Here is a 26,419-nt window from a genome sequence, read left to right on the forward strand (position 1 = left end):
CCTTACGACTTCTGGAACATGGCAAGCATGCGCCGGGTGACCATGAATCCCCCGAAAATGTTGATCCCCGCCATGAAGACCGACAGCGCCCCAAGGATGACCACCAGCCAGTTGCCCGAGCCGATCTGCATCAGCGCGCCCAAGATGATGATCGAGGAAATCGCGTTCGTCACCGCCATGAGCGGCGTGTGCAGGCTGTGGCTGACGTTCCAGATCACCTGGAAGCCGACGAAACAGGCCAGAACGAAGACGATGAAATGCGACATGAAGCTCGCCGGCGCGAACAGGCCCGCCAGGAGGATCAGCGCCCCCCCGACAGCCAGCATGGTCACCTGATTGCGGGTCTCGGCCTTGAAGGCGGCGGTCTCGGCCGCCCGGCGCTCCTCGGGCGTCGGCTCCTTCACCTTCTCCTTCGGCTTTTGCGCCGCAATCGCCGCGATCTTCGGCGGCGGCGGCGGGAAGGTGATCGCCCCCTGATGCGCCACGGTCGCGCCGCGGATCACGTCATCTTCCATGTTGTGCACGATCACGCCGTCCTTCTTCGGCGTGAGGTCGGTCAGCATGTGGCGGATGTTGGTGGAATAGAGCGTCGAGGCCTGCGCCGCCATCCGGCTCGGGAAGTCGGTATAGCCGACGATGGTCACACCGTTTTCGGTGATGCGCTTTTCATCCGGGATCGTCAGGTCGCAGTTGCCGCCCCGCTCGGCGGCAAGGTCGACAATGACCGAACCCGGCTTCATCATCCGGACCATGTCCTCGGTCCAGAGCTTCGGCGCCGGGCGGCCGGGGATCAGCGCGGTGGTGATGACGATATCGACCGAGGGTGCCAGCTCGCGGAACTTCTTCAGCTGCGCTTCGCGGAATTCCGGCGAGGACGGGGCCGCATAGCCCCCCGTCGCCGCGCCATCGGTCTGGGCTTCGGAGAAGTCGAGATAGACGAACTCCGCCCCCATCGATTCGATCTGCTCGGCCACTTCGGGGCGCACGTCAAAGGCCAGCGTGATGGCGCCCAGCGAAGTCGAGGTGCCGATGGCCGCAAGCCCTGCCACCCCGGCGCCGACGATCAGTACCTTGGCAGGGGGCACCTTGCCCGCCGCCGTCACCTGACCGGTGAAGAAGCGGCCAAAGTTGTTGCCGGCCTCGATCACCGCGCGGTAGCCGGCGATATTGGCCATCGAGGAAAGCGCGTCCATCTTCTGCGCGCGGGAAATCCGCGGCACCATGTCCATCGCCACCGCAGTCGCGCCGCGCTCCTTGACGATCTCCAGGAGCTCGGCATTCTGCGCCGGCCAGAAGAAGGAAATCAGCGTCTGGCCCTCGCGCAGCGCCTTGGCCTCCTTCACCTCGGGTCCGCGCACCTTGACCAGCACATCGGCGGCCTTGACCACGGCGGCGGCGGTTTTCAGCACCTCCACCCCGGCGGCCTCATAGGTGGCATCCGAGAACCCGGCCTTCAGGCCAGCCCCCGCCTCGATGCAGCAGACATGCCCCAGCTTTTGCAGTTGAAGCGCCGAGTCGGGGGTCATCGCCACCCGGTTCTCGCCTTCGAAGATTTCCTTCAAAGCCCCGATTTTCACAGACTTTCCCCCTTTTCCGGGCGCGTTTTCCGCCCCCGCTCCTGTTTTCGATCCTGCGTCAGAGCCAGCGTCTGACGCGCACAAACCATTCCGCCGCCTGATCGCCGAAGATGTCGGCCAGCCGGTCCTCCTCCGCGGTGATGAACCGATCGGTCACCACCCAGACAAACCCCGCCACCACAAAAAGGCCAAGCACCGTGTTGCCCCAGAACGTCGCCGCCAGCAGCACCAGCGCGTCGCCCAGATAGATCGGGTTGCGCGAGATCGCGAAAACGCTGTCGGTCACCAGCACCTGCGGCAGGCCGCGCGGGTTGACCGTGGTCGACAGGCTGCGCATCCGCAGGAAGGCCTTGACCATCAGCCAGAGCCCCAGCGCCAGCGAGGCCAGCGCCAGACCGGGGCCGACCGCCCCGAAGCCCAAAGGCAAGGGGATAAGCGCCAAGAGCCAGATCGCCGCTAGGCCGGCCAAAGTCCAGACCGGCGGCCAGTCGAGCCATTTCGTCAGAAGTGCCTGCACCTCTGCCCTCCCCTCATTCTGCGGATGCATAATGCCGAAGGCCCCGGCACTTGCAACCGCTTTTGGCCCGCTTGCAACCGAATCCGACACAACTCTGATCGTATGCGACGGAACACAAATTTTAAACTTGAAATTTAATCCGACTGTCCTATTGCTCCAGACTTGGAAGCCTGCCACCCTTTGCGCCACAGACGGAGCCCAAGATGACCGATTTCGCCCAGACCCGCGCCCTGTTCCACCTGCCCGAAGGCATGGTCTATCTGGACGGCAATTCGCTTGGTCCGCTGCCGAAAGCGGCGGTGGAGCGGGTGGCGCGCACCGTCAGGGACGAATGGGGCGACATGCTCATCACCGGCTGGAACAAGGCGGGCTGGATGGACAAGCCGATGAATGTCGGCAACCGCATCGCCCGGCTGATCGGCGCCGAAAAGGACAGCGTGGCGATGGGCGACACGCTGTCGATCAAGGTCTATCAGGCGCTCGCGTCGGCGCTGGAGATGAACAGGCCGCGCAAGGTCGTGCTGTCGGACAGCGGCAACTTCCCCTCCGACCTCTACATGGCGCAGGGCCTGTGCAAGACGCTGGGCGAGGGCTATGAGCTGCGCGTGGTGGCCCCCGAAGAAGTGCTGGACGCCATCGACGATACCGTGGCGGTGACGATGATCACCGAAGTCGACTACCGCACCGGGCGCAAGCACGACATGGCGGCAATCACCGCCCGCGCCCATGCGAAAGGCGCGCTGACGATCTGGGATCTGGCGCATTCCGCCGGCGCCCTGCCGGTGGAACTGGCCAAGGCGGGCGCCGATTTCGCCTGTGGCTGCAGCTACAAATACCTGAACTCCGGCCCCGGCGGTCCGGCCTTCATCTATGTCGCCCCCCGCCATCAGGAGCGCGCCCGCCCGGCGCTGTCGGGCTGGCAGGGCCATGACGCCCCCTTCGCCTTCGACCTCGACTACCGCCCGGCGCGCGGCGCCGAACGCATGCGCGTCGGCACCCCGCCGATCCTGCAACTGGCCGCCCTTGAGGCCTCGCTCGACATCTGGGATCAGGTGGACATGGCGGCGCTGCGCACCCGGTCGCTCCAGCTGACCGACCTCTTCATCACGGGCGTCGAGGCGACCTGCCCCAGCCTCACCCTTGCCACCCCGCGCGATCACGCCCTGCGCGGCAGCCAGGTGTCGTTCCGCCACCCCGAAGGCTATGCGATCATGCAGGCGCTGATCTCGAAAGGCGTGATCGGCGACTTCCGCGCTCCCGACATCATCCGCTTCGGCTTCACCCCGCTCTACACCTCGGACGCTGACGTGACCAAGGCCGTCGACATCCTGGCCGAGATCATGGCAAACTCGCTCTGGGATATCCCGGAGTTCAAGACCCGCAAGAAGGTCACCTGACCCATGGCTTTCATACTGGCTCAAATATCCCCGCCGGAGGCTCCCGGCCTCTCGGTCGGAGCCTCCGGCGGGGATATTTTGACCAATGTGAAAGCCGCAAGCGCCCCCCTGTGCCGTCCCTCGGGCTGGACCTGCCTGTGGCGCACCCTGGGCAATCTCTCGGTGCTGAACCGGAAGGCCTGCGTCTGACGCGTGCCCTTTCCCTTTCACCCTACGGAGACGACCATGACTACCTATGACCCCGCCAAGGATGGCGCGCAGATGTCCTTCGACGGCCGCATGTCCTATGGCGACTATCTGCAGATCGACCGCATCCTTTCGTCGCAGCGCCTGCTGACCGGCGCGCATGACGAGATGCTGTTCATCATCCAGCACCAGACCTCGGAGCTGTGGATGATGCTGGCGCTGCACGAGCTGGATGCCGCCCGCCGCGCCGTGGCCGAAGACCGGGCGCGCGAGGCCTTCAAGATGCTGGCGCGAATCTCCCGCATCTTCGAGCAATTGAACAACGCCTGGGACGTGCTGCGCACCATGACGCCGGCCGATTACACCACCTTCCGCGAGGGGCTCGGGCAATCGTCGGGCTTCCAGTCCTGGCAATACCGGCTGATCGAATATGCCGTCGGCAACCGCAACCTTGCCATGCTGAAACCCCATGCCCACCGCGCCGACCTGACGGCCAAGCTCGAGGCCGAGCTTGCCCGCCCCTCGCTTTACGACGAGGCGCTGCGCCATCTCGCCCGCGCCGGCCTGCCGGTGCCGCAGGAGGTGCTGACGCGCGACCTGCGCCAGCCCTGGGTCGCCCATGAGGGCGTGCAGGCGGTCTGGGAAATGGTCTACCGCGAGCCGCTGAAATATTGGGAGGCCTATGAACTGGCCGAAAAGCTGGTGGATTTCGAGGATTACTTCCGCCGCTGGCGCTTCAACCACGTCACCACGGTCGAGCGCGTGATCGGCTTCAAGCGCGGCACCGGCGGCACCTCGGGGGTGAATTACCTGCGCCGCATGCTGGAGGTCGAGCTTTTCCCCGAACTGTGGCACCTGCGCACCACGCTCTAGGGCTTTCGGCGTATTCCGGGCCACATTCCCCATTGCGGGAGGTCGGGGGGCTTTGACGAGACAAAACCCCTCGGCTAAGCGTAACTGGAACAGATCGGCCTTTCACGGCCCGGAATCGCTTGGAAACCTCGATGCCCCATTTTGTCCTTCGCCTGTTGGCCATGACGGCCCTGTCGCTTTCGCTGGCAGCCTGCGTGACCGATCCGGCCCTGATGGGCACCACGGTCGCCTCGTCCTCGGTCAAGACCAAGGATCTGCCGCGCGAGGCGAAGCTGCTTGAAGGCGTCTATGCCGCAAAGGCCGATCCGCAGTTCAATGTTCCGGCCGTTCCGGTGGAAAAGGTGCCGCAGCAGTTCCAGCGCCAGACTGTGGTCTATGAGACCGACCAGCCGGTCGGCACCATCATCATCAACCCCGGCGCCAAGCATCTCTATCTCGTCACCGGCAAGAACAAGGCCGTGCGCTATGGCATCGCCGTCGGTCGGGCCGGGTTCCAGTGGTCGGGCGAGGCGCTGATCACCGATCGCAAGACCTGGCCGTCCTGGACGCCGCCGAAGGAGATGATCGAGCGCAAGCCGGAACTGGCCAAATGGGAGAAGGGCCAGCCCGGCGGCCTGGACAACCCGCTTGGTGCCCGCGCGCTTTATCTGACCACCAATGGCGTCGACTACGGCTATCGCATCCACGGCACGCCGGAATGGAACTCGATCGGGCGCAGCGCCTCGTCAGGCTGCATCCGGATGATCAACCAGGACGTGATGGACCTCTATGAGCGCGTGCCCAACAATACCAAGGTCATCGTGCTGAATGCCGATGGCTCGATGCCGAAGGGCCTGACGCTGCCGCCGCCGCAGCCGAAGAAGGCGAAGCCGGCGGAACCGGCGATCGTAGTGCCGAAGCCGGCCGTGATGCCGGCCCCGATCATCACCAATGGCGCGCCCGCGGTCGTCCCGGCCCCGGCCGCCACCGTCATGCCGGCGGTTGCCCCGGCTGCCCCGGCCCCGGCTGCGGCTGCGGCCCCGGCGGCTGCAACGCCGGCCCCCGCCCCGACGGCGACGCCCGCTGCGGCTGCCCAACCGGCCGCCGCCTGTTTGGTGGCGCTGGTGAACGGCGTCTGTCCGTCGAACTGAGACACCGGTGCAGGACACCAGGCGGCCCCGCCGGGCCGCCTGGTGTCAGTTGCCCAAGCCGCGCGCGCGCCGGACGGCGGCGGCCCGTTCAGCCCAGCCAGCGCCGGTAATCGCTGACCAGGAGGTGCAGCGGGGCCTCGTCCTCGTCGATCTCGGCAAAGCGGCCGATCGGGTCGCGAAAGATGTTGTCGGTCTCGTCGTCATTGACCGTCGAAACCTCGCCGATCAGCACATCGCCCCCTTCGCCCCAGAAGGCATGCCAGTCGCCCGGCATCAGAGTGACGCTTTCGCCGGGCGCCAGTCGCAGCTTTTCACCGGGGGCAAAGGCCCGGTCGATGCCGTCGCAGCGCACGAGGCCACCGCGGTCGGCGGCAAAGCCGCCCCGGTCGTCCGAGCCGTAAAGCTCGACCACCAGCGTCGCGCCGCCGCGGTTGATGATGTCCTCGGCCTTGAGGACATGGGTGTGCATCGGCGACAGCTGATCCTGCCGTGAAATCAACAGCTTCTCGGCATAGCACATGCCGCCGCCGCGCTGCAGGTCGGACAGCAGCCCGTTGCGGAGCGTGAAGAGAAAAAGGCCAAGCTCGTCAAACTGGCCCTGCCCGTAATCGGTGATGTCCCAGCCGCAGCGCCCCGAAATCACCCGCGCCGCACGCGCCTTGTTGGCGCGGAACGCCTCCGGCGTCCAATAGGCAAACGGCGGCAGGGCGAAACCATGGCGGCGGATCATGTCATCGGCAGCCTGCATGATCTGGTTGATGCGTGAGCGTTTCATCGGCCCCCCCTTCTGTCCGGCCGATCATACCCCGCCCGCCCGCGCCAACAAGCGGCGAAAATCGCCCGATTTTCGCACCGGATTTCCGGACGGAAATCCCGGGCCGGCCCGGCCGGGTGGAATTCGTGTGCATTCCATTTGCGATTTTCGGGGAAAATCGCCTAGACCAGCCGCTGCACGGGTTCGCGGTTGCAAAAGACCACGAACTGACCGGCGTTGCGGTAGACCCGGAAGCCCCGGCGTTTCATCTCGGCCAGAAAGGCCTCGGTGCCGACGAAACGGTCGACATCCGACGCCTTGCGACGGATCACCTCGCCGTTCCGTGCCGCGCGCGAGGCAAAGAATTCGGCGTAGAACTGCTGCGGGGTCTGGGGCTGAATCGCGGACATGCGCCGATCCTGCCCCGACTTGGGTAAACAGCCGGTTAAGACCGGCCGGCCCAGATCCTGACCGCCTGTCCGAAGGCGGCAAACAGCGGTCGCGACACCGGGTCATTCGCCGCGTTCCATTCCGGATGCCATTGCACCGCAAGCGTAAAGCCCGGCGCATCCTGCACATAGATCGCCTCGGGCGTGTCGTCGGGGGCGCGGCCCTCGATCACGATACGGTGGCCGGGACGGGCAATGCCCTGACCGTGCAGGGTGTTGGTCATCACCTCTTCGGCCCCCATCAGCCGATGGAACACCCCGCCCTTGGTGAAGCGCACCGGATGGCGCAGGGCAAAGGCTTCTTCCAGCGTGCCTTCGGGCGGCATACGGTGGTTCATCCGCCCCGGCAGCTCGCGGATTTCGGGATGCAGGCTGCCCCCCATCGCCACGTTCAGCTCCTGAAAGCCCCGGCAGATGCCGAGGAAGGGCTGGCCGCGTTCCACGCAAGCCCGGATCAGCGGCAGCGTGATCGCATCGCGGCAGCGGTCGAACTCGCCATGCGCCGGGGTCTCCGCCTCGCCATATTCCGACGGATGCACATTCGGCCGCCCGCCGGTCAAGAGGAAGCCGTCGCACAGCTCCAGCAGCTCGTCGACCTGCACCAGTCGCGGGTCCGAGGGCAGGATGATCGGCAGGCAGTCGGCCACCTCGGCTACGGCGGTCGAGTTGATATGCCCGGAGGCATGCACCGGGTAGCGGTCATTCATCTGATGCGAATTGGCGATGATGCCGACAGTCGGCCGTTTGCCTTTTGCCATGGGAGGTTCCTTCACGCCTGATGTCACAATAGGCAGTGCCGCGCCCAAGGTGAAGCCCCCGAAGCGCAGGGGAGCTGTGCGCAAAAGCGCTTCACCGAGGGGGAGTTGCGATCGGAGCGGATTGCCCGATGCGGCGGCAAGCGGGAAAACGGCCCTCAGGGCTGCTCTACCCCGTCCGGTGCCGGCGGGCGGCCAAGGGCGCGCTCGCGCATCGAGATGTAAAGCGCGCAGGCAATCAGGATCCCCACCCCGACAAAGGTCCAGAAGTCCGGGAAATCCCGGAAGAAGGCCCAACCGAGGATGACCGACGTCACCATCTCGGTATAGGCCAGCGGCGCCAGAAGCGAGGCTTCGGCATGGTCATAGGCCCGCACGATCATCAGATGGCCGAAGGTGGCGATGAAGGCCAGCGCCACGAACAGCGCCCATTGCGCCGGCGTCGGCGGCACCCAGACTGTCCAGATCACGACCGACAGGATCAGCCCGCCCAGGAGCGAGGTCTGGAACGTCGTGACCATGGCATGCGCCTGCCCCGAGATTGCCCGCGTCATCACGAAATAGCAGGCCAGAAATCCCCCCGCGCCAAGCGCCAGCCAGGAGCCGGGGTTCACTTCGGTCAGGCCGGGGCGGATGATGATGAGCGTGCCGATGAAGCCCACCGCCACCGCGATCAGCCGGCGCGGGCCGACATGTTCGCGCAGGATCAGGGCCGACAGCAGGGTGACAATCAGCGGCTGGACGAAGAAGATCGCCAGGGCGTCGGCAATCGGCAACCAGCGCAGCGACAGGAAGAAGCAGAAGGTGGCGGAAACCAGGAAAGCGGCGCGGATCAGGTGATAGACCGGCCGCGCCGGCCAAAGGCCCCGCGGCCCGGCAATGCGCAGCGCGAAGGGCAGCGTCAGCACCGCGCCAAGCGCCAGCCGCGCCCAGACGATCTGCAACACGGGCAGCCCCTCGGCGCCAAGGATCTTGGCGATCACGTCGATGCCGGGCAGTACCGCCATGGCGCCAAGCATCAGGGCGACGCCGAAGATCGGGTGTTTGACCTGCGTGTTCATGCCCGCACCGCCGCCACCACCGCCGTCGCCGCCTCCAGCGCCCCTGCCCCATGCGGAATGGCAAGCGCCTGCAGCCCCGCCTGCATCACCGCCAGCACCCCCAGCGTCATATGGGCGTTGACATGGCCCATATGGGCGACGCGCAAGAAGCCGCTGCCCTGCGGGTCGTCCTCGGTCGCCATGCCCAGACCGATGCCCAGCGTCACGCCTGCCTGCGTCTCGCACCAGTGCCGCAACCGCGCCGCATCCGGCGCCCCGAAGCGCGCCGCCGTGACGGCCCGGGCGCGGGCGGGCGGTTCGGCCATGTTCAGCCCGATGCGCGGATGGCCCTGCCCCCAGGCGTCAAACGCCGCCCAGACCGTCCTGGCCAGCGCCTCGTGCCGCGCCCAGACATTCGGCAGCCCTTCGTCGCGCAGGATCATGCTCAGCGCCTCGCGCAGGCCGTAAAGGTGATGCGTCGGCGCAGTGCCGTGCCAGTATTGCCAGAACTCCGGCCCGTCGGCCCGCGGCGTCCAGTCCCAGTAGGGCGTGCGCAGGCCCGCCGTGGCGCCGACCGCCCGGGCCTTTTCGGAAAACCAGACAAAACCCATGCCGGGCGGCAGCATCAGGCCCTTCTGGCTGGCGGCAAAGGCGATATCGACGCCCCAGTCGTCCATGCGGAATTCGTCGCAGCCCATCGAGGCGATGCAATCCACCCCCAGAAGCGCCGGATGCCGCGCCCGATCCATGGCGGCGCGCAGGCCGGCGATATCGGTGCGGGCCGAGCTTGCAGTGTCGACATGGGTGGTCAGCACCGCCTTGATCTGCCCGTCATCGGCGGCAAGCCTTGCCTCGACCCGCACAAGATCGGGCGTCGCATGGCGGCCGAAATCCATCACCTCGACGGCAACCCCCTGCGCTGTCAGCACATTGGCCCAGCCAAGTCCGAACAGCCCCGAGGCCAAGAGCAACACCTTGTCGCCGCGGGAAAACAGGTTGGTGTCCACCGCCTCCCAAAGCGCATGGCCGTTGCCGATGTAGCAGGCGACATTGCCGGCCGTACCCGCCAGCGCGCGCAGGTCGGGCCAGAGCGAGCCGACCAGCCCGATCAGCTCGCCGTCATAGATGTTCGGCGCGGTGCGGTGCATGGCGTTCTGGATGCGGTCCGGCACGACCGACGGCCCCGGAATGGCAAGGTAGGGGCGGCCATGGGCAAGCGTCATCGGGCGTCCTTTCGGCTGGATGCCCAAGGGCTAACCCCACCCCCTTGCCCCGTCAACCGACGCGCGGGAACTGGTCCGACCGCCTCCCGGCTTCTGGACAGCACCGCGCGGCGGGGCTATGGCTGGTCCCTGCCCTTTCCCCGCGCCACAGGCCCAAGTTTGAGCGACGCTCCCCCCCCGAAACCCCGCCTCATGTCCAGGTTCTGGCGCGATTACCTGCGCCCGCAGGCCGGGATGATCGCCCTCGCCTTTCTGCTGCTGCTGATCGAGGGCGCGACGCTGGGTGCGCTGTCGAAGGCGATCGAGCCGCTGTTCGATCAGGTCTTTGCCAAGGGCGACCAGGCCGCGCTCTGGCCGGTCGGTCTTGCCATCCTCGGGCTGTTCGTGATCCGCGGCCTTGCCACCATCGCCTCGCGCACGGTGATTTCCGCGGTGACGCAAAAGGTCGCCGCCCTGATGCAATCGGCCCTTCTGCGCCATTTGCTGACACTGGAGGGCCGGTTCTTTCAGGACAACCCGCCCGGCGCGCTGATCGAGCGGGTGCAGGGAGACACGCTGGCAGTGCAGGGCATCTGGAGCGCGCTTGTTACCGGCATCGGGCGCGATCTGTTCAGTCTGGTGTTCCTGTTCGTCGTCGCGCTGTCGATTGATCCGGTCTGGACCATCGCCGCGCTGGTCGGGGCGCCACTGCTGATCCTGCCTTCGGTTCTGGTGCAGCGCTATATCCGCAAGAAGGTCGTGCAGCTGCGCAATCAGGCGGGCTTGCGGGCGACACGGCTGGACGAGATCTTCCACGGCATTCAGGCCGTCAAGCTCAACCGGATGGAGGCCTATCAGGCCGATCGCTTTGACCGGGTGCTGGGGCTGATGCGGCGGGCCGAGATCAAGATCTCGGCGGGCCGGGCACTGATGCCCGGCATGATGGATTTCGTCACCGGCTTCGGCTTTTTCGCGGTCCTGCTGATGGCCGGCGGCCAGATCGCCGGGGGCGCGCGCAGCACGGGCGAGTTCATGGCCTTCTTCACCGCCATGTCGCTGACCTTCCAGCCCATGCGCCGCCTTGGCGATCTGTCGGGCAGCTGGCAGGTAGCTTCGGCCAGTCTGGAGCGGATCTACCGGCTGCTTGATACCGCGCCGGCGCAGACCCGCCCGGCCCGCAGCGCCACCCTGCCCGCCCCCGGCGCCCCGGAGATCCGGTTTCAGGACGTGACCTTTGCCCATGGCGACCAGCCGGTGCTGCGCGGCCTCAGCTTCACTGCCCGCGCCGGGCAGACCACCGCCATCGTCGGGGCCTCGGGGGCGGGAAAATCGACGGTGTTCCAGCTGCTGACCGGCCTTCTCGATCCGGCCTCGGGGCAGATCCTGATCGGTGGGATCGACACGGCGGCGCTGGCGCTGCCCGATCAGCGCCGGCTCTTTGCCTCTGTCACGCAGGATGCCGCGCTTTTCGACGAAACCCTGCGCGAGAATGTCGAGCTTGGCCGCCCGCTGGACGATGCCGCGCTCAAGGCCGCGCTGGCCATGGCGCATGTGACCGACTTCCTGCCGAACCTGCCGCTTGGTGTCGACACCCCGGTCGGCCCGCGCGGCTCGGCGCTGTCGGGCGGGCAAAAGCAGCGGGTGGCGATTGCGCGGGCCCTGGCGCAGGACGCGCCGGTGCTGCTGCTTGACGAGGCGACCAGCGCGCTGGACGCCGGCTCCGAGGCCGCCATCGCAGCCGCCCTCGCCCGCGCCGCACAGGGGCGCACGACGCTGGTGATCGCCCACCGCCTTGCCACCGTGCGCGAGGCCGACCATATCCTTGTCATGGATCAGGGCCGGGTGGTCGAAGAAGGCCCACACGCCGCACTTCTGGCGCAGGGCGGAATTTATGCGCGGCTTTACCAGCTGCAATTCAAGGGCTGAACCGATGGGAGAAACCACCCCTGACCGCAAGGTCTATGCCCTGAGCGGCGCCGATGCGCTGCCGTTCCTGCAGGGCCTTGTAACGAATGACGTGCTGCCCTTGGCCAAGGCGCCCGGCATCGTCTGGGCGGCGCTGCTGACGCCGCAGGGCAAGTATCTGGCCGATTTCTTCGTGGTGAACACTGGCGGGGCGCTGCTTCTGGACATCAAGGACAGCCTTGCCGAGACGACTGTCCAGCGCCTGTCCATGTACAAGCTGCGCGCCGATGTGCAGATCACCCCCACCGAGCTGGCCGTGACCCGCGGCCTTGGCCCGGCGCCCGAGGCCGCCCTGCCCGACCCGCGCCACCCGGCGCTCGGCTGGCGGGCTTACGGCGCGGCGGGCAGCGCCCCGCAGATCGACTGGGACGCGATCCGCGTCGCCCATGTCATCCCCGAAGGCGGCATCGAGCTGATCCCGAACGACAGCTACATCCTGGAAAACGGCTTCGAGCGGCTGAACGGCGTCCATTTCCGCAAGGGCTGCTATGTCGGGCAGGAAGTCACCGCGCGGATGAAGCACAAGACCGAGTTGCGCAAGGGGCTGGTGCGGCTGGGCATCGACGGCGCGGCCCCGGTCGGCAGCGAGGTAACGGCAGACGGCAAGCCGGTGGGCCGGCTGTTCACTCAGGCGGGCGGACGCGCGTTGGCGCATCTGCGGCTCGATCTGGCGCAGGGCGACCTGATGGCGGCAACCGCATCGCTGCGGCTGGAATAGCAAAAGGCCGCCCGCAGGCGGCCCCGAAATTCGCCCGAATTTCGCCGCGCCCTCAGGCGCGTTCGGAATATTCCATGGTGTCGGTGTTGACGATCACATCCTCGTCGATGTCGATGAAGGGCGGAACCATGATCCGCACGCCATTGTCCAGCACCGCGGGCTTGTAGGACTTGCTGGCGGTCTGGCCGTTCTGCACCGGCTCGGATTCCACCACCTTGCAGGTCACCTTGACCGGCAGGCGCACGTTCAACGGCTCTTCGCCGTAATACTGCACCGCCACCGTCATGCCATCCTGCAGGAACGGCCGGCGATCGCCCAGAAGCTCGGCATCCAGTTCGATCTGCTCATAGGTCTCGGTGTCCATGAACACCAGCTTCCCGTCGGTTTCATACAGGAACTGCTGGTCCTTCATCTCCAGATCGACCTGATCGACCTTGTCTTCCGAGCGGAAGCGTTCATTCAGCTTGCGCCCATCGCGCAGGTTCTTCAGCTCGGCCTGCGCAAAGGCCCCGCCCTTGCCGGGCTTGACGTGAGTGACCTTCACCGCCGCCCACAGACCGCCATCGTGGTCAATGATGGTGCCGGGCTTGAGTTCGTTTCCGTTGATCTTGGCCATGGTGGCAAAACCTTGTCAAAAGGTTGAATTGTTCAGGTGGCCCCCTATATATGGCAGATTGTTCCGGGGCAAGCCGACTAGATACGGTGCTGGCATATTCGACCCATGCACAAAACGCATGGCTGTTATTCGAAAGATGACAAGCCGAATCGTAGCAAAGTCGTTACAAGCACAGAACGCGAGAAAGACAAGAGCAAGAACAGGATCACGAGCATGCTCGATTCCATCGACAGCACGGCCTTCAACTTTGAACAGGGGCAGCGCGCCCGCAAGCTGTTTGCCGCAGTGGTGCTGGCTGCCCTCGACGATGCGATCGCCGATGACAAGAAATACGGCAACGGGCCGGACCAGATCGCCCGCTGGGCGCGGTCGCGCGACGGGCGCGAAGTGCTGTCCTGCGCCGGGATCGACCCGAACGAGCGTGTGGTGAAGGGCCTGATGGAATTCGTGTCCAAGGGCGTGCGCACTTCGGTCGCGCTCAGCCGCGAAGAATCCGAACGCCGCCACGCGCTGGAAATGGAACAGGCCGAAGCCGCCTGATCCGGCCCCGCGCCCCGGCCAGATGCAAAAGCGCCCCGCGGGGCGTTTTTTTCATGGCAGGCGGCATGGGTGGCGCCGAGACGGCGGCGCTGCGCGTTACAGCAGATCGTCCGAGGCCAGCCCCCGGGCGATCTCGGCCCGCACCAGCTTGCGGATGTTGCGGGTGATGCGTTCGCCCAACCGGCCCTGAAGCTCTTCGCGCAGCACGTCGCGGACGATCTCGCGCAGCATGGCCTCGTCGACCGGCAGCTCCGGCAGGTCATCGCCCGGCGCGGCGCGCAAGGCAGAGACCTTTGGCCCCATGTCGCCCAGCTCTTGCAGCACCGCCGCTTCCGCCGCGTCCGCCCAGGTCAGCGGCGGCTCGACCGAACCCGCGGCCCAGGGATCGGGGCGAAGCTGGTCGGCCTCGTCCGCCCCGGCCGATTGCGCCCAGCCCGGCAGGGTGGCGCTTTCGTCGGCCTGATGCAGCCGGTCCGCCCCGGGCTCCGGTGCGGCCGGGTCGGGGTTCCGGGCCTCAAAGCCGATCCCGGCCAGCTCGCTTTCGGCCTGAACCGCTTCGACATAGGCGGTTGCAAACCGCTCCGACACGGCTCCGGCATCCGGCGCGGCCTCGGGGTCAGGCTCGGCGGCAGCGGCGACCGCGGGCTCCGAGCGGCTCGACTGGAACTGCACCGGGGCGACATAATCCTCGATCACCGGGACATCTTCCCAGATCTCGGCCAGCGGCGCATCGAGCGGCGCGTCAAGCGAGGCATCTCCGGTCTCAGGCTCCCAGTCATCGGATTGCTGATCGACCCCGGCCCCGACCGCCGCCACCAGATCGTCAATGCCGCGCGCGGCGGGGCTTTCGACACCCGGATTGTCCTGAACCACCCGCAGGGCGGGGGTCAGCAACAGCTTGCCGCGCTCGCCAGCCCCCGCAGGCGCTGCGCCCGAGGCCGCCACTGGCCGCATGTCTTCCGACACCAGCCGCCGGATCGACGACAGCACATCCTCGATATCGCTGCTGCTCAACGGTTCTGACATGCCGATTTCTGCCCTGTCTTGTACCCCTTGCGGGTTTTCCCGGACCATAGCGCGGGTGCCTTGGCAGCACAAGAAAAAGGCCCGCGCGGTGGCGGGCCTTCCTTGCAGGTGTTGCACGGGATCAATCCGCGATCTTTTCCAGAATGCGGTCCAGCGCCTTGCCCTGCGCCGAATGCACCGGCGCAGCCTTGACGGCGTCGTAATAGGCTTCCGGATCAAAGCTCGGCACCCCGAGGTTCAGCTGTTCGGCGGTCAGCTGCCCCATCGCCGACAGCACCTGGTAGACCCCGACATAGCGGTTGGCCTCGGCTTCCAGCCGGGCAGCGCGGGCCGAAAGCAGGTCCTGCTCGGCGTTCAGCACGTCCAGCGTGGTGCGGGCGCCAAGTTTCGCCTCCTCGCGCACCCCGTCAAAGGCCTTTTGCGCCGCCGTCACCTGCTGGCGCCCGGCCTCGATCGAGGCATGGGCCACCGCCAGCTGCGCCCAGGCCTGACCGACCGTCTCGCTGACCTGCACCACCGCCTGCAGAAGCCCTGCCTCCGCCTGTTCCTTGCCCGCCATGCTCTTGCGGTAGACCGCGGCATTCTTGCCGCCCGACAGCACGGTCTGGCTCAACTGCAGCCCGACCCCGAGCGAGGCCGGCCCGTCCTGCACATCCTTGCTCAGATCGACCGAAGCGCCCAGCGTCGGCCCAAAGGCCGTGGCGGCGATCTTCACGTTCAGATCGGCGGCCGCGGCCTGATGCTGGGCCTGGATGACAACCGGATGGCCGCGTTCGGCGACCGCCTTCGCCGCCTCAAGCGAACCGGGCAGCGCGGGCGTCTTGGGCGCCGGCGCCAGAGTGCCGGGATAATGGCCCGTCACCGCCTTGTAGCGCTCGCGCGCCACCATCAGCTGGCCCTGTGCCGCAGCCAGATTGGCATTCGACGCCGCCAGTGCCGCCTCGGCCAGCGACACGTCGGTCTGCGTCACCTCCCCCACCTCGAAACGGTCGCGGGCGGCGCGCAGTTCCTGCGTGATGACCCGCACGTTCGATTCGCGCAGCGCCACGATCTCGTGCTGCAACTGCACGTCGACATAGGCCGACACGGCGGCCAGCAGCACCTGCTGCTCCACGTTCACCAGCGACGAGCGCGCCGCCAGCACCTGCTCGCGCGCGGCGGCAACCGACAGCTTGCCACGGCCGCCGGCCCACAGCACGACCTGGGCGGACAATTCCAGACTGGCCGAAGTCTGATGGTCGAAGGGCGCCGAGAACGGGCTGCTGCGGATCGAGCGATCATATTGCCGCGCCCCGGCCGAGGCGGCAAATTCCAGCACCGGACGCAGGCTGGCCACGGCGATCGCGGCATCCTCGTCGGCGGCCCGCAACACCGCCTGGTTCTGATCCAGCAGGTTCGAGGTCTTGTAGGCCGCCACCAGCGCGTCAGCCAGCGTCTCGGCCTGCGCCGCGGCCGAGGCCATGGCAAACCCCGTCACAAAGCCGAAGAGTTTCAGGAATTTCCGCATCTTTGCCGCCTATCTTTGGTCACGTCCGGTTCTGGCCCGCCCCGCCCTTACCCCTCGCGTCGCGGGGCGCAAGGCGGGACATCGCGGCATTCATATTCTAAAGTTCGAATTCATGTCGAGGGGCAAACCCCGCCATCACCGGCGCGGCCGCATTGAAGGCAAAGCGCCAGACCAGCTTGCCGCCGGCCTTGTGGCCGATCTTCACGGCGCCAAGCGGGCCGTCCATGAACAGCGCGGCAATCCGCCCGCCGTCCTTCAACTGATCCACCAGCGCCTGCGGAATGGCCTCCACCCCGCCCTGCACCGTGATGACGTCATAGGTGCCGCATTTCGCGCAGCCCGCGGCGAGCGGGCCGGCGACGACCGCCACATTGTCCACGCCTTCGGCCGCCAGCTGGCGCTGCGCCTCGGCGGCAAGCGCCTCATCCTCCTCGACCGCAACCACCGCCTCGGCCATGCGGGCGATGACCGCCGAAGAATACCCCAGCCCGCAACCAAGATCGAGCACCACCTCCGACGGCTGGATGTCCAGCGCGTCCAGCATCTTCGCCAGGGTGCGCGCCTCGAGCATCACGCGGTCGCCGCCAAGGACAAGGTTCTCGCCGATATAGGCCGCCTCGCGCTTGGCGCCCGGCACATAGACCTCGCGCGGGACGGCGAGCATGGCCTCGATGATCGGGAATTTGGTGACATCCTGCGGGCGCACCTGAGTGTCGACCATCATCACGCGGCGGGCGGAATAGGTGCTCATCTGAATACCTTCGGCAATTGGGTCAGCTTGCGCCCCGTCTTGCCACAGCCCGCGCGCAGGGGCAACGGCACAATGCGCGCTTTGGCAAGGCAGAGGCGGTGGAATTCTCCGATCCGCCGCAAAGCTGGCATGATTCGTTAACTCCGCCCGGCACATCCTGCCCCGGACGATGAAACCGCTCCGATGAAACCGCTCCAAGGGGGATTGCCATGCCCAACCTGTCACCCGCCGATGAACTGGCCGAGATCCGCGCCGAAATTGCCCGGCTGAAGGCGCGCGAGGCCGCCTTGCGGTCCCTGTTCCTGTCCGATCCCGCAGCCAGCCACTCCGGCCGCTGGAGCCGGGTCGAAGTGGTGCAAAGCCAGGAGCGGCGCTTCAACCCCGCGCTCCTGCCCGACAGCATCCGGCAGGACCCGCGCTATTGCGACCTGCGCCTTGTGCAGACTGTGCGCTGCCTGCCCGCCACGCTGACGGTGGCGGTGCGCCCCGGCTGGCCGATCCGGCGCGACCCCGCGGCGCTGCACTGACGGTTGCGGCCCAGGGGTGATTTCCGCCCGGAAATCGCCATGCGGAATTCGCCCGAATTCCGCCCCGCCGCCCGCTCAGTGCTTCAGCTTGAAGCGCTGGATCTTGCCGGTCTGGGTCTTGGGCAGGGCCTGCACGAAGATCACCCGGCGCGGATATTTGTAGGGCGCGATGGTCAGCTTCACATGATCCTGCAACAGCTTGATCATGCGGGCATCCCCGACCCGCCCCTCGGCCAGCACGACATGGGCCTCGACGATCATGCCGCGCTCTTCGTCCGGCGCCCCCACCACCGCGCATTCCGCCACATCGGGATGCGCCAGCAGCGCCGCCTCCACTTCCGGCCCGGCGATGTTGTAGCCGGCCGAAATGATCATGTCGTCCGAGCGCGCGGCAAAGTGGAAGCGCCCCTCCTCGTCCTGCCAGAAGCTGTCGCCAGTCAGGTTCCAGCCGTCGCGGACATATTTCTTCTGCCGCGCATCGGCAAGATAGCGGCACCCCGTCGGCCCGCGCACCGCCAGACGACCGACCTCGCCGCGCGGCAGTTCCTTCATCTCCTCGTCCACGATCCGCGCCTCATAGCCCGTCACCGGCCGCCCGGTGCAGGCCGGGCGATGGTCATCAAAGCGGTTGGTCAGGAAGATGTGCAGCATCTCGGTGGCGCCGATGCCGTCCAGCATCGGCTTGCCGGTCTTGGCCATCCATTCCTCATAGACCGGCGCCGGCAGGGTTTCGCCCGCACTGACCGCCGCGCGCAGCGACGACAGGTCGGCCCCCTCGTCCATCGCCTTCAGCATCACCCGATAGGCGGTGGGCGCGGTGAAACAGACTGTCGCCTTGTGGGTCTGGATGATCTCGATCATGTTCGGCGGGCTGGCCTGTTCCAAGAGCGCCGCCGCCGCGCCAAAGCGCAAGGGAAACACCGCCAGCCCGCCCAGCCCGAAGGTAAAGGCCAGCGGGGGCGAGCCAACGAAGACATCGTCGGGCGTCACGCCCAGCACTTCGCGGGCATAGCCGTCGGCGATGATGAGAAGGTCGCGGTGAAAGGCCATTGCCCCCTTCGGCTCGCCTGTCGTGCCGCTGGTAAAGCCGATCAGCGCCACATCGTCGCGCCCGACGGGGGGCGCGGTGAAGCGCACCGATTTGCCCAGGGCAAGCCGGTCCAGCTCGGCATCATGGTTCGCCGTGCCGTCAAAGCCGACCACCGCCTTGAGATATTTCGAATGCTTGGCGCAGGCCACCATCTCGTCCATCAGCCGGGTGTCGCAAAGGGCAAGGCTGATCTCGCCCTTGTCGACGATCTGGCCCAGCTCGCCCGCCCGCAGCATCGGCATGGTGTTGACCACCACTGCGCCGGCCTTGGTCGCCGCCAGCCAGCAGGCCACCATCGCCGGATTGTTCGCCGACCGGATCATCACGCGATTTCCGGGCTTTACGCCGTAATCTTCAACCAGAACATGCGCGATGCGGTTGGTCCAGTCGGCCAACTCCTTGTAGGTCCGCAAGCGGCCATTGCCGATCAGCGCGGTGTGGTCGCCAAAGCCCTTGTCCACCATGCGGTCGGTCAGCTCGACGGCGGCATTGATGAACTCGGGGTACTGGAACTGCTCCAGCCGGAATTCCGGCCAGTCCTCGACTGGCGGCAGGCGGTCGCGGGTGAAAGTGTCGGTGTGGCCGGTCGGTCCCAGCATGGCAAAACTCCCCTGTTGATGCCCCGGTTTGGCCCGGGATCTGCGGTTATTGCGGAATGACGGCAGTGGCCTCGATCTCGACCTTGGCGCGGTTCTCGACCAGCGCCACGACCTGCACCAGCGCCATCGCCGGATAGTGCCGCCCGATGATCTCTTTATAAGCGGCGCCCAAGCCTTTGAGATTGGCCAGATATTCCCGCTTGTCGGTGACATACCAGGTCAGGCGCACCAGATGCTCGGGCTTGGCCCCGGCCTCGGCCAGCACCTCGACGATCGAGCGCAGCGCCTGCGCCACCTGCGCGACGAAGTCGTCGGTCTCGAACTCGCAGTCCGCGTTCCAGCCGATCAGCCCGCCGGTGAACACCATGCGGCCGGTGGCGGCGACGCCATTGGCATAGCCCCGCGCCGGTTTCCAATGTTTCGGGTGCAGGATTTCGTGGCTCATTCTTCGGTCTCCAGATGTGCGGCCAACCGGGCGCGCAGCGCCTCGGGCCAGGCTGCGGCCTTCATGTTGTCGATCCAGACAAGGGTGAGATGCGCCCGCATCCGCAGTTCGGCCCCCATCCGCCCGGTGATCTCCACCACCGCCGAACTGCCGCCCAGCTTGCGGACGACCAGCGTGAAGGCCACCTTGTCGCCCAGCCGCGAGGGCGCCACGAAATCCGCTTCGATATGCACCGTCGGCACGCCATTGCGGCGGCCATCCAGATGCATCTCGGCAAAACTGCGGCCCACCTCGTCGGCGAAGAAATTCTCGACAACCGAGTTGGTCATCTCGAAATAGCGCGGATAGAACACGATCCCCGCCGGGTCGCAGTGGTTGAACTCGATCTGAATGATGCGGCTGTAGCTCATCCCAGAAGGCTCCGCGCGATCACCACCCGCTGCACGTCGCTGGCGCCTTCATAGATGCGCAGCGCCCGGATCTCGCGGTACAGGCTTTCCACCGCAAAGCCGCTGCGTACCCCGTCGCCGCCATGCAGCTGCACGGCCATGTCGATCACCTTCTGCGCCGCCTCGGTGGCATAAAGCTTGGCCATCGCCGCCTCGCGCGAGATGCGGGCCTGGCCCATGTCCTTGACCCAGGCGGCGCGATAGATCAGCAGCGCGGCGGCGTCGATCTGCACCGCCATGTCGGCCAGATGCCCCTGCACCATCTGGTAATCGGCCAGCCGCCCGCCCCCGGCGCGCTCGCGCGTTGCCCGCACCAAGGCCTCGTCCAGCGCCCGGCGGGCAAAACCCAGCGCCGCCGCGCCCACAGTCGAGCGGAACACATCCAGCACCGACATCGCAATCTTGAACCCCTCGCCCGGCTTGCCGATCAGCGCCGCCTCGGGCAGCACCACATCGCTCAGCCCCAGATGCGCCAGCGGATGCGGCGCCATCACCTCGATGCGGTCCAGCACCGTCAGGCCGGGCGTGTCCGCCGGCAGCAGGAAGGCCGAAAGCCCCTTCGCCCCCGGCGCCTCGCCGGTGCGGGCGATGATGACATAGACATCGGCAATGCCGCCGTTCGAGATATAGGTCTTTTCGCCGTTCAGCACCCAGCCCTGCGGCCCGCGCACCGCTGTCGTGGCGGTCTGCGCCACATCCGACCCGGCCCCCGGCTCGGTCAGGGCAAAACCCGAAATCGCCTGCCCGGCCCGAGTGCGCGCCAGCCACTCCCGCTGCGCCGGCGTGCCGAAGAGCGACACCGCCCCCATGCCAAGCCCCTGCATGGCAAAGGCGAAATCCGCCAGCCCGTCATGGCGCGCCAGCGTCTCGCGGCTCAGGCAAAGCGTGCGCACATCCAGCGCTTCGCCCGCCCCGGCCGCGGTCGGCTGCAACCAGCCCCCCGCGCCCAAGGCCGCGACCAGCCCCTTGCAGGCCGCGTCGACATCGCCGTGATCCACTGGCAGGTGCGCCGCGCACCAGCCCTCCAGCGCCTGCGCATGGGCGCGGTGGCGCTCTTCGAAGAAGGGCCAGCTCAGGAAGGATCGGTCTGCCATGTCTTCATCTGTTCCTAAATATCCTCCGGGGGTCCGGGGGTGGAAAACCCCCGGCGAATTTTCGTCGAAAATTCGTCAGTCGCCCTGAAACACCGGTTTTTCGCGTGCCACAAAGGCGTGATAGGCGCGTTCGAAGTCGCGGGTCTGCATGCAGATCGCCTGCGCCTGCGCCTCGGCCTCGATCGCCTGTTCCAGCCCCATGTTCCATTCCTGATTGAGCTGGGTCTTGGTGATGCCATGGGCAAAGGTCGGCCCGGCGGCGATGCGGCTGGCCAGTTTCCACGCCTCGGCCTCCAGCGCCTCCGCCCCGTGCAGCGCGTTCCAGAAGCCCCAGGCGGCACCCTCCTCGGCGCCCATCACCCGGCCGGTGTACAAAAGCTCCGCCGCCCGGCCCTGCCCGATGATGCGCGGCAGCATGGCGCAGGCGCCCATGTCGCAGCCGGCCAGCCCGACGCGGGTGAACAGGAACGCCGCCTTCGCCTCCGCCGTCGCCAGCCGCAGATCCGAGGCCATGGCGACGATCGCCCCAGCGCCGACACAGACCCCGTCCACCGCCGCGATGATCGGCTTGCCGCAGCCGATCATCGCCTTGACCAGATCGCCGGTCATCCGGGTGAAGGCGAGAAGTTCCTTCATATCCATGCCCACGAGCGGGCCGATGATGTCATGCACATCGCCGCCCGAGCAGAAATTGCCGCCGTTCGAGGCGAAGATCACTACGTCGATGTCGCTGGCATAGACCAGCGCGCGGAAGGTGTCGCGCAGTTCGGCATAGCTGTCGAAGGTCAGCGGGTTCTTGCGGTCAGGCCGGTTCAGCCGGATCGTGGCGATCCGGTCCTTGGCCTCCCACAGGAAATGTTGGGGCTGAAGGCCCGCCATCTTGGTCATGTCTTGCCCATCCGCTTGAGAATTTCGGTCAGCGCGTCGAGATCGGCCTCGCCCAGCCCGTCAAAGAGCTTGTCCACTTCCGCCTCATGGCCCTGCGCCATGACTTCAAAGGCGGCGATGCCCTCCGGCGTCATGGCGACATAGACGGTGCGGCGGTCGGTTTCCGACGGCGTGCGGCGCACCATGCCGTCGGCCTCCAGCCGGTCGACCACGGCGGTCGCGTTGCCGTTCGACACCAGCAGCATGCGGGAAAGTTCGCTCATCGTCACCCCGTCGCGGCGGCGGTAGAGCGCCGCCATCACGTCAAACCGCGGCAGGGTGGTGTCATGGTTCAGCCGCAGGTATTCGCGCAGGGCGTTTTCGCTACCGCGGGTCACGCCCAGCAGGCGGATCCACATCTTCAGCCGGCGCTTGGACAGATCGCTCATACTTCGCCCCCCGCAATGGTGATGCACTGGCCGTTGATGCCCTCGGACCCTGCGCCGGCAAGAAACAACGCGGCGGCAGTGACTTCGGACGGTTGGAACAGCCGGTTCTGCGGGTTCAGTCCCTCCAGCGCGGCGCGCGCCTCGGCCAGCGTCTTGCCGGTCTTTTCGGCGATCACCTGCACCGAATGGTCGGTCATCGGGGTGTCCAGAAAGCCGGGGCAAATGGCGTTCACGGTAATGGGCTTGCGCGCCACTTCCAGCGCCAGCGAACGGCACATGCCGATCACCCCGTGCTTGGCCGCCGCATAGGGCGCGACCTTGGCATAGCCCTTCAGCCCTGCGGTCGAGGCGACCGCGATCAGCCGGCCCCAGCCGGTGAACTGGTTCAGCCCTTCGCGGAAGGTCAGGAACACGCCGGTCAGGTTCACCGCCAGCATGGCGTTCCACTGGTCCAGCGAGGTTTTCGCCATCACCGAACTGTCGGCCGCCCCGGCATTGGCGATGACGATATCCACCGCCCCGGCCTCCGCAAACATCCGTTTCACGGAGGCCTCGTCGGTGACATCACCCTGCACGGCCCGGATGCCCCCGGCCTTGGCCGCGACCGCCTGCAGGGCGTCCAGCCGCCTGCCCGCGATCACCACCTCTGCGCCCCCGGCGGCAAAGCCGAGCGCGAGGTTTTCCCCCGCGCCCGAGCCGCCCCCGGTGATCAGCACCCGTTTGCCCAGCAGTGTCATGCCCGAAGTTGCTCCTGTTGCCGCTCGCGCAGGCGGAACATCAGGTCGCGCCCGCCCTTGTAAGCCACGGGCCAGTCCGATTCCGTGTCCCCCTGCGCCACCGCAGCATGCAACGTCCAGTAAGGGTCGGCCAGATGCATCCGCGCCAGACAGACAAGGTCGGCCCGGCCCGCCATCAGGATGCCGTTGACCTGATCGTAGTCGGAGATGTTGCCGACGGTGATGGTGGCGATCCCGGCCTCGTTCTTGATGCGGTCGCTGAACGGGGTCTGGAACATCCGGCCATAGATCGGCTTTTCCGCCGGGTCGGTCTGGCCCGAGGAGACATCGATGATATCGGCCCCTGCCGCGCGGAACATCCGGGCAATCGCCACCGCCTCGTCCGGGGTGACACCGCCGTCGATCCAGTCATGCGCCGAAATCCGCACGCTCATCGGCCTGGCCGCCGGCACGACGGCGCGCATGGCGCTGAACACCTCCAGCGGATAGCGCATGCGGTTCTCAAGGCTGCCGCCATACTCGTCGGTCCGCGTGTTGGTGACGGGCGAGATGAAGGAGGCGATCAGATAGCCATGCGCGGCGTGCAGTTCGATCATGTCGGCCCCGGCCCGCACCGCCATTTCGGTGGCCGCGACGAACTCGGCCTTCACGCGCTCGAGATCGGCACGGTCCATGGACTTGGGGACTGCATTGACCGGCCGATAGGCCAGCGCGCTTGGCGCCAGAGTCGGCCAGTTGCCGGCCGGCAGAGGCATGTCGACCCCGCCCTCCCACGGCACGCAGGTTGAAGCCTTGCGCCCGGCATGGCCGATCTGGATGCAGAGCTTGGCCGTCGTCTCGGCATGGATGAAATCGGCCAGCCGCTTCCAGGCCGCCTCGTGTTCGGGCGCATAAAGGCCGGGGCAGCCGGGGGTGATGCGGCCCTCGGGCGAAACGCAGGTCATTTCGGTATAGACCAGCCCCGCCCCGCCCTTGGCGCGTTCGGCGTAATGGCTGAAATGCCAGTCGGTCGGGCAACCATCGACGGCCTTGTACTGCGCCATCGGCGAGACCACGATGCGATTCTTCAAGGTCATGTCGCGCAGGCGGAACGGCGCGAACATCGGCCGCCGTCCCGGCTTGCCGCCCTGCTCGGCCTGATACCAGTCCTCCGACCGGCCGAGCCAGTCCGGATCGCGCAAGCGCAGGTTTTCATGCGAAATCCGCTGGCTGCGGGTCAAGAGCGAATAGGCGAACTGCGGCATCGGCATGTCGAGATAGCGTTCCACCTGCTCGAACCATTCAAGGCTGTTGCGCGCCGCCGATTGCAGGCGCAGAACCTCGATCCGGCGCTCGTCCTGATAGCGCTGGAAGGCGCCCTCCAGCGTCGGCTCGGAATGCAGGTAATCGGCCAAGGCAATCGCTGAGTCAAAGGCCAGACGCGACCCCGAGCCGATGGAATAATGCCCGGTCGCCGCCGCATCGCCCATCAACACGACGTTGCCATTGTACCAACGCTCACACAGCACGCGCGGGAACTGCATCCACACCGCCGAGCCGCGCAAATGCGCCGCATTCGACATCAGCTCATGCCCGCCCAGATGCTTTTCAAAGATCTTGCGGCAAGTCTCGACGGTTTCTTCCTTGGTCATCGTCTCGAACCCGGCGCGGTCCCAGGTGTCGGGCATGCAATCGACGATGAAAGTCGCGGTGTTGTCGTCGAACTGGTAGACATGCGCCCAGAACCAGCCCCATTCGGTCTTTTCGAAGATGAAGGTGAAGGCGTCGTCGAATTTCTGATGCGTGCCAAGCCAGATGAACTTCACCAGCCGCTGATCAATGTCGGGCTTGAACACCTCGGCATATTCGCGGCGCACAAGGCTGTTGATGCCGTCGGTTGCCACCACCAGATCGTAGTCCTTTCGGTAATCCTCCGCCGTCTTGAATTCGGTCTGGAACTCCATCTTCACGCCCAGCTCGCGGGCGCGTTCCTGCAAGAGGATCAGCATCGCCTTGCGGCCGATCCCGGCAAAGCCATGGCCGCCCGACACCGTGCGTTCGGTGCCGCGCACCACGGCGATATCGTCCCAATAGGCAAACTGGCTGCGGATCGCCTCGGTCGACTTCGGGTCGTTCTTCTGCATCCGGCCCAACGCGTCATCCGACAGCACCACGCCCCAGCCAAAGGTGTCATTGGCCTTGTTGCGTTCCAGCACGGTCACGTCATGGCTTGCATCGCGCAGCTTCATCGAGATGGCGAAGTAAAGGCCAGCGGGGCCGCCCCCAAGGCAGAGAATCTTCATGGCTTCCTCCAAAAGGCGCGTTTGAGTTGAGGTTGGCACCGCTCGAAAACAATTTCAAGCTTGAAATTTCTATCTTGAAAAATTTGTCGCAAGCCCGCAGAGTGCAGACCATGGAACAGGTCATCATCGAGAACATGGGCGCCTGGGTGAAGATCACCCTGAACCGCCCCGAGGCGAAGAACGCGCTGAATACGGCCGTTCTGGCGCAAGTCGCGGCAACCCTGACGGATGCGGCGGCAGACCCCGCCATTCGCGCGGCGCTGATCTGCGGCGCAGAGGGCAATTTCGCCGCCGGGGCCGACATCGGCGAGATCGAAACCAAGACCGCAAGCGAAGGTGCGGTTGACCCGCGCAAAGGCCATTGGGCCGCGATCCGCGCCTTCCCGAAGCCGCTGGTGGCGGCGGTGGACGGTTTCGCCCTTGGCGGTGGCCTTGAACTGGCCTTGATGGCCGACATGATCGTGCTGGGGGCCGATGCCAAGCTTGGCCTGCCGGAAACCAGTCTCGGCCTCATTCCCGGTGCAGGCGGCGCGCAGCGGCTTTTGGCGCTGGCGGGCCGGGCGCGGGCGACGCGGCTGGTTCTGGGTGGGGAAATCATTGACGCGGCAACGGCTTACGGCTGGGGCCTTGCCGGCTGGCTTGCCGATGGCCCCGCCCTGCCCGAGGCCGAAGCCCTGATTGCACGGATGTGCAAACGCGCGCCGCTTGCCCTGCAGGCCGCCAAGGCCGCGCTGGTGCAGGGCGATGAGCAAGCTCTTGCCCTGTCGCAGGAGCGCGCGGCTTTCGAACGCCTCCTCGACAGCGCCGACAAGACCGAAGGCATCCGCGCCTTCCGCGAGAAACGCAAACCGGAGTTTCGGGGGCAATGAACGGGGGG

27 protein-coding genes are annotated in these 26,419 nt (G+C 66.6%); 8 read left to right on the forward strand and 19 right to left on the reverse strand.

The window, feature by feature from the left end:
- Positions 1-2: 2 nt before the first annotated feature.
- Together G4Z14_RS03480 and G4Z14_RS03485 are read right to left on the reverse strand one after the other, a co-directional pair.
- On the reverse strand, positions 3-1,577 hold the full coding sequence (locus G4Z14_RS03480) for a Re/Si-specific NAD(P)(+) transhydrogenase subunit alpha (protein WP_164623345.1): 1,575 nt from the start codon (positions 1,575-1,577) through the stop codon (positions 3-5).
- Positions 1,578-1,635: 58 nt separating this feature from the next.
- Positions 1,636-2,094: a methyltransferase family protein gene (locus tag G4Z14_RS03485; RefSeq protein WP_321572995.1), complete on the reverse strand. Its 459-nt coding sequence runs from the start codon at positions 2,092-2,094 to the stop codon at positions 1,636-1,638.
- 203 nt (positions 2,095-2,297) lie between these two features.
- On the opposite strand from G4Z14_RS03485, the gene kynU reads away from it, so the two are divergent.
- The 3 genes from kynU to G4Z14_RS03500 all read left to right on the forward strand — a co-directional run bounded on the left by kynU (position 2,298) and on the right by G4Z14_RS03500 (position 5,680).
- Positions 2,298-3,491: a kynureninase gene (gene kynU / locus G4Z14_RS03490; RefSeq protein WP_164623347.1), complete on the forward strand. Its 1,194-nt coding sequence runs from the start codon at positions 2,298-2,300 to the stop codon at positions 3,489-3,491.
- 225 nt (positions 3,492-3,716) lie between these two features.
- A complete protein-coding gene (gene kynA, locus G4Z14_RS03495; protein WP_164623348.1) occupies positions 3,717-4,550 on the forward strand; it encodes a tryptophan 2,3-dioxygenase in 834 nt (277 codons plus the stop codon).
- A 131-nt stretch (positions 4,551-4,681) separates the two neighbouring features.
- Positions 4,682-5,680 carry a L,D-transpeptidase gene (locus G4Z14_RS03500; protein ID WP_227751485.1) on the forward strand — a complete coding sequence of 333 codons (999 nt, stop codon included), beginning with the start codon at positions 4,682-4,684 and terminating at the stop codon, positions 5,678-5,680.
- An 88-nt stretch (positions 5,681-5,768) separates the two neighbouring features.
- Here the strand turns inward: G4Z14_RS03500 and G4Z14_RS03505 are convergent, their stop codons facing one another.
- The 5 genes from G4Z14_RS03505 to G4Z14_RS03525 all read right to left on the reverse strand — a co-directional run bounded on the left by G4Z14_RS03505 (position 5,769) and on the right by G4Z14_RS03525 (position 9,901).
- Positions 5,769-6,455, reverse strand: a complete 687-nt coding sequence (locus G4Z14_RS03505; protein ID WP_164623349.1) for a D-lyxose/D-mannose family sugar isomerase — start codon at positions 6,453-6,455, stop codon at positions 5,769-5,771.
- 161 nt (positions 6,456-6,616) lie between these two features.
- Positions 6,617-6,844 carry an N-(5'-phosphoribosyl)anthranilate isomerase gene (locus G4Z14_RS03510; RefSeq protein ID WP_164623350.1) on the reverse strand — a complete coding sequence of 76 codons (228 nt, stop codon included), beginning with the start codon at positions 6,842-6,844 and terminating at the stop codon, positions 6,617-6,619.
- Between the two features lie 35 nt (positions 6,845-6,879).
- Complete coding sequence (locus G4Z14_RS03515) at positions 6,880-7,641, reverse strand: gamma-glutamyl-gamma-aminobutyrate hydrolase family protein (protein ID WP_164623351.1); 762 nt, start codon at positions 7,639-7,641, stop codon at positions 6,880-6,882.
- 155 nt (positions 7,642-7,796) lie between these two features.
- Positions 7,797-8,699 carry a DMT family transporter gene (locus tag G4Z14_RS03520; RefSeq protein WP_164623352.1) on the reverse strand — a complete coding sequence of 301 codons (903 nt, stop codon included), beginning with the start codon at positions 8,697-8,699 and terminating at the stop codon, positions 7,797-7,799.
- Entirely contained in the window at positions 8,696-9,901 is a 1,206-nt protein-coding gene (locus tag G4Z14_RS03525; RefSeq protein ID WP_164623353.1) for a pyridoxal-phosphate-dependent aminotransferase family protein, read from the reverse strand. Before G4Z14_RS03525 ends, G4Z14_RS03520 begins: the two co-directional genes overlap by 4 nt.
- 192 nt (positions 9,902-10,093) lie before the next feature.
- Here G4Z14_RS03525 and G4Z14_RS03530 point away from each other — a divergent pair, with 192 nt between their 5' ends.
- Both G4Z14_RS03530 and ygfZ read left to right on the forward strand, forming a co-directional pair.
- Positions 10,094-11,806, forward strand: a complete 1,713-nt coding sequence (locus G4Z14_RS03530; RefSeq protein ID WP_227751486.1) for an ABC transporter ATP-binding protein — start codon at positions 10,094-10,096, stop codon at positions 11,804-11,806.
- Between the two features lie 4 nt (positions 11,807-11,810).
- A complete protein-coding gene (gene ygfZ, locus G4Z14_RS03535; RefSeq protein ID WP_164623354.1) occupies positions 11,811-12,563 on the forward strand; it encodes a CAF17-like 4Fe-4S cluster assembly/insertion protein YgfZ in 753 nt (250 codons plus the stop codon).
- A gap of 52 nt (positions 12,564-12,615) precedes the next feature.
- On the opposite strand, the gene efp is transcribed toward ygfZ, so the two are convergent.
- Positions 12,616-13,179 (reverse strand): elongation factor P, encoded by a 564-nt coding sequence (efp, locus tag G4Z14_RS03540; RefSeq protein WP_164623355.1) that lies wholly within the window; start codon positions 13,177-13,179, stop codon positions 12,616-12,618.
- Between the two features lie 213 nt (positions 13,180-13,392).
- On the opposite strand from efp, the gene G4Z14_RS03545 reads away from it, so the two are divergent.
- Positions 13,393-13,719, forward strand: coding sequence for a DUF6280 family protein (locus G4Z14_RS03545; protein ID WP_164623356.1), 327 nt, complete (start codon positions 13,393-13,395; stop codon positions 13,717-13,719).
- 96 nt (positions 13,720-13,815) lie between these two features.
- On the opposite strand, the gene G4Z14_RS03550 is transcribed toward G4Z14_RS03545, so the two are convergent.
- The 3 genes from G4Z14_RS03550 to G4Z14_RS03560 form a co-directional block, all read right to left on the reverse strand.
- Positions 13,816-14,745: a TIR domain-containing protein gene (locus G4Z14_RS03550; RefSeq protein WP_164623357.1), complete on the reverse strand. Its 930-nt coding sequence runs from the start codon at positions 14,743-14,745 to the stop codon at positions 13,816-13,818.
- Positions 14,746-14,866: 121 nt separating this feature from the next.
- Complete coding sequence (locus tag G4Z14_RS03555) at positions 14,867-16,252, reverse strand: TolC family outer membrane protein (RefSeq protein ID WP_164623358.1); 1,386 nt, start codon at positions 16,250-16,252, stop codon at positions 14,867-14,869.
- A gap of 97 nt (positions 16,253-16,349) precedes the next feature.
- Positions 16,350-17,003 (reverse strand): protein-L-isoaspartate O-methyltransferase family protein, encoded by a 654-nt coding sequence (locus G4Z14_RS03560; protein WP_164623359.1) that lies wholly within the window; start codon positions 17,001-17,003, stop codon positions 16,350-16,352.
- Positions 17,004-17,212: 209 nt separating this feature from the next.
- Here G4Z14_RS03560 and G4Z14_RS03565 point away from each other — a divergent pair, with 209 nt between their 5' ends.
- A complete protein-coding gene (locus tag G4Z14_RS03565) occupies positions 17,213-17,530 on the forward strand; it encodes a hypothetical protein (RefSeq protein WP_164623360.1) in 318 nt (105 codons plus the stop codon).
- A 75-nt stretch (positions 17,531-17,605) separates the two neighbouring features.
- Here the strand turns inward: G4Z14_RS03565 and G4Z14_RS03570 are convergent, their stop codons facing one another.
- From G4Z14_RS03570 to G4Z14_RS03605, 8 genes are all read right to left on the reverse strand, one after another.
- Positions 17,606-19,219 (reverse strand): AMP-binding protein, encoded by a 1,614-nt coding sequence (locus G4Z14_RS03570; RefSeq protein WP_164623361.1) that lies wholly within the window; start codon positions 19,217-19,219, stop codon positions 17,606-17,608.
- Positions 19,220-19,265: 46 nt separating this feature from the next.
- Entirely contained in the window at positions 19,266-19,664 is a 399-nt protein-coding gene (locus G4Z14_RS03575; protein WP_164623362.1) for a RidA family protein, read from the reverse strand.
- Positions 19,661-20,074, reverse strand: a complete 414-nt coding sequence (locus tag G4Z14_RS03580) for an acyl-CoA thioesterase (RefSeq protein ID WP_164623363.1) — start codon at positions 20,072-20,074, stop codon at positions 19,661-19,663. Before G4Z14_RS03580 ends, G4Z14_RS03575 begins: the two co-directional genes overlap by 4 nt.
- Entirely contained in the window at positions 20,071-21,207 is a 1,137-nt protein-coding gene (locus G4Z14_RS03585; RefSeq protein ID WP_164623364.1) for an acyl-CoA dehydrogenase family protein, read from the reverse strand. The genes G4Z14_RS03580 and G4Z14_RS03585 overlap by 4 nt, the downstream gene beginning before the upstream one ends.
- 75 nt (positions 21,208-21,282) lie before the next feature.
- Positions 21,283-22,095 carry an enoyl-CoA hydratase family protein gene (locus tag G4Z14_RS03590; RefSeq protein ID WP_164623365.1) on the reverse strand — a complete coding sequence of 271 codons (813 nt, stop codon included), beginning with the start codon at positions 22,093-22,095 and terminating at the stop codon, positions 21,283-21,285.
- Complete coding sequence (locus tag G4Z14_RS03595; protein ID WP_164623366.1) at positions 22,092-22,523, reverse strand: MarR family winged helix-turn-helix transcriptional regulator; 432 nt, start codon at positions 22,521-22,523, stop codon at positions 22,092-22,094. The genes G4Z14_RS03590 and G4Z14_RS03595 overlap by 4 nt, the downstream gene beginning before the upstream one ends.
- Positions 22,520-23,260 (reverse strand): SDR family NAD(P)-dependent oxidoreductase, encoded by a 741-nt coding sequence (locus G4Z14_RS03600; RefSeq protein ID WP_164623367.1) that lies wholly within the window; start codon positions 23,258-23,260, stop codon positions 22,520-22,522. Before G4Z14_RS03600 ends, G4Z14_RS03595 begins: the two co-directional genes overlap by 4 nt.
- Positions 23,257-25,542, reverse strand: a complete 2,286-nt coding sequence (locus tag G4Z14_RS03605) for a bifunctional salicylyl-CoA 5-hydroxylase/oxidoreductase (RefSeq protein ID WP_164623368.1) — start codon at positions 25,540-25,542, stop codon at positions 23,257-23,259. The genes G4Z14_RS03600 and G4Z14_RS03605 overlap by 4 nt, the downstream gene beginning before the upstream one ends.
- 110 nt (positions 25,543-25,652) lie before the next feature.
- Between G4Z14_RS03605 and G4Z14_RS03610 the strand changes: the two genes are divergently transcribed.
- Positions 25,653-26,411 (forward strand): enoyl-CoA hydratase-related protein, encoded by a 759-nt coding sequence (locus G4Z14_RS03610; protein ID WP_164623369.1) that lies wholly within the window; start codon positions 25,653-25,655, stop codon positions 26,409-26,411.
- Positions 26,412-26,419: the final 8 nt, after the last annotated feature.

The organism is Tabrizicola oligotrophica, from assembly GCF_011008935.1.
In the GTDB taxonomy this organism is placed as follows: Bacteria; Pseudomonadota; Alphaproteobacteria; order Rhodobacterales; family Rhodobacteraceae; genus Tabrizicola_A; species Tabrizicola_A oligotrophica.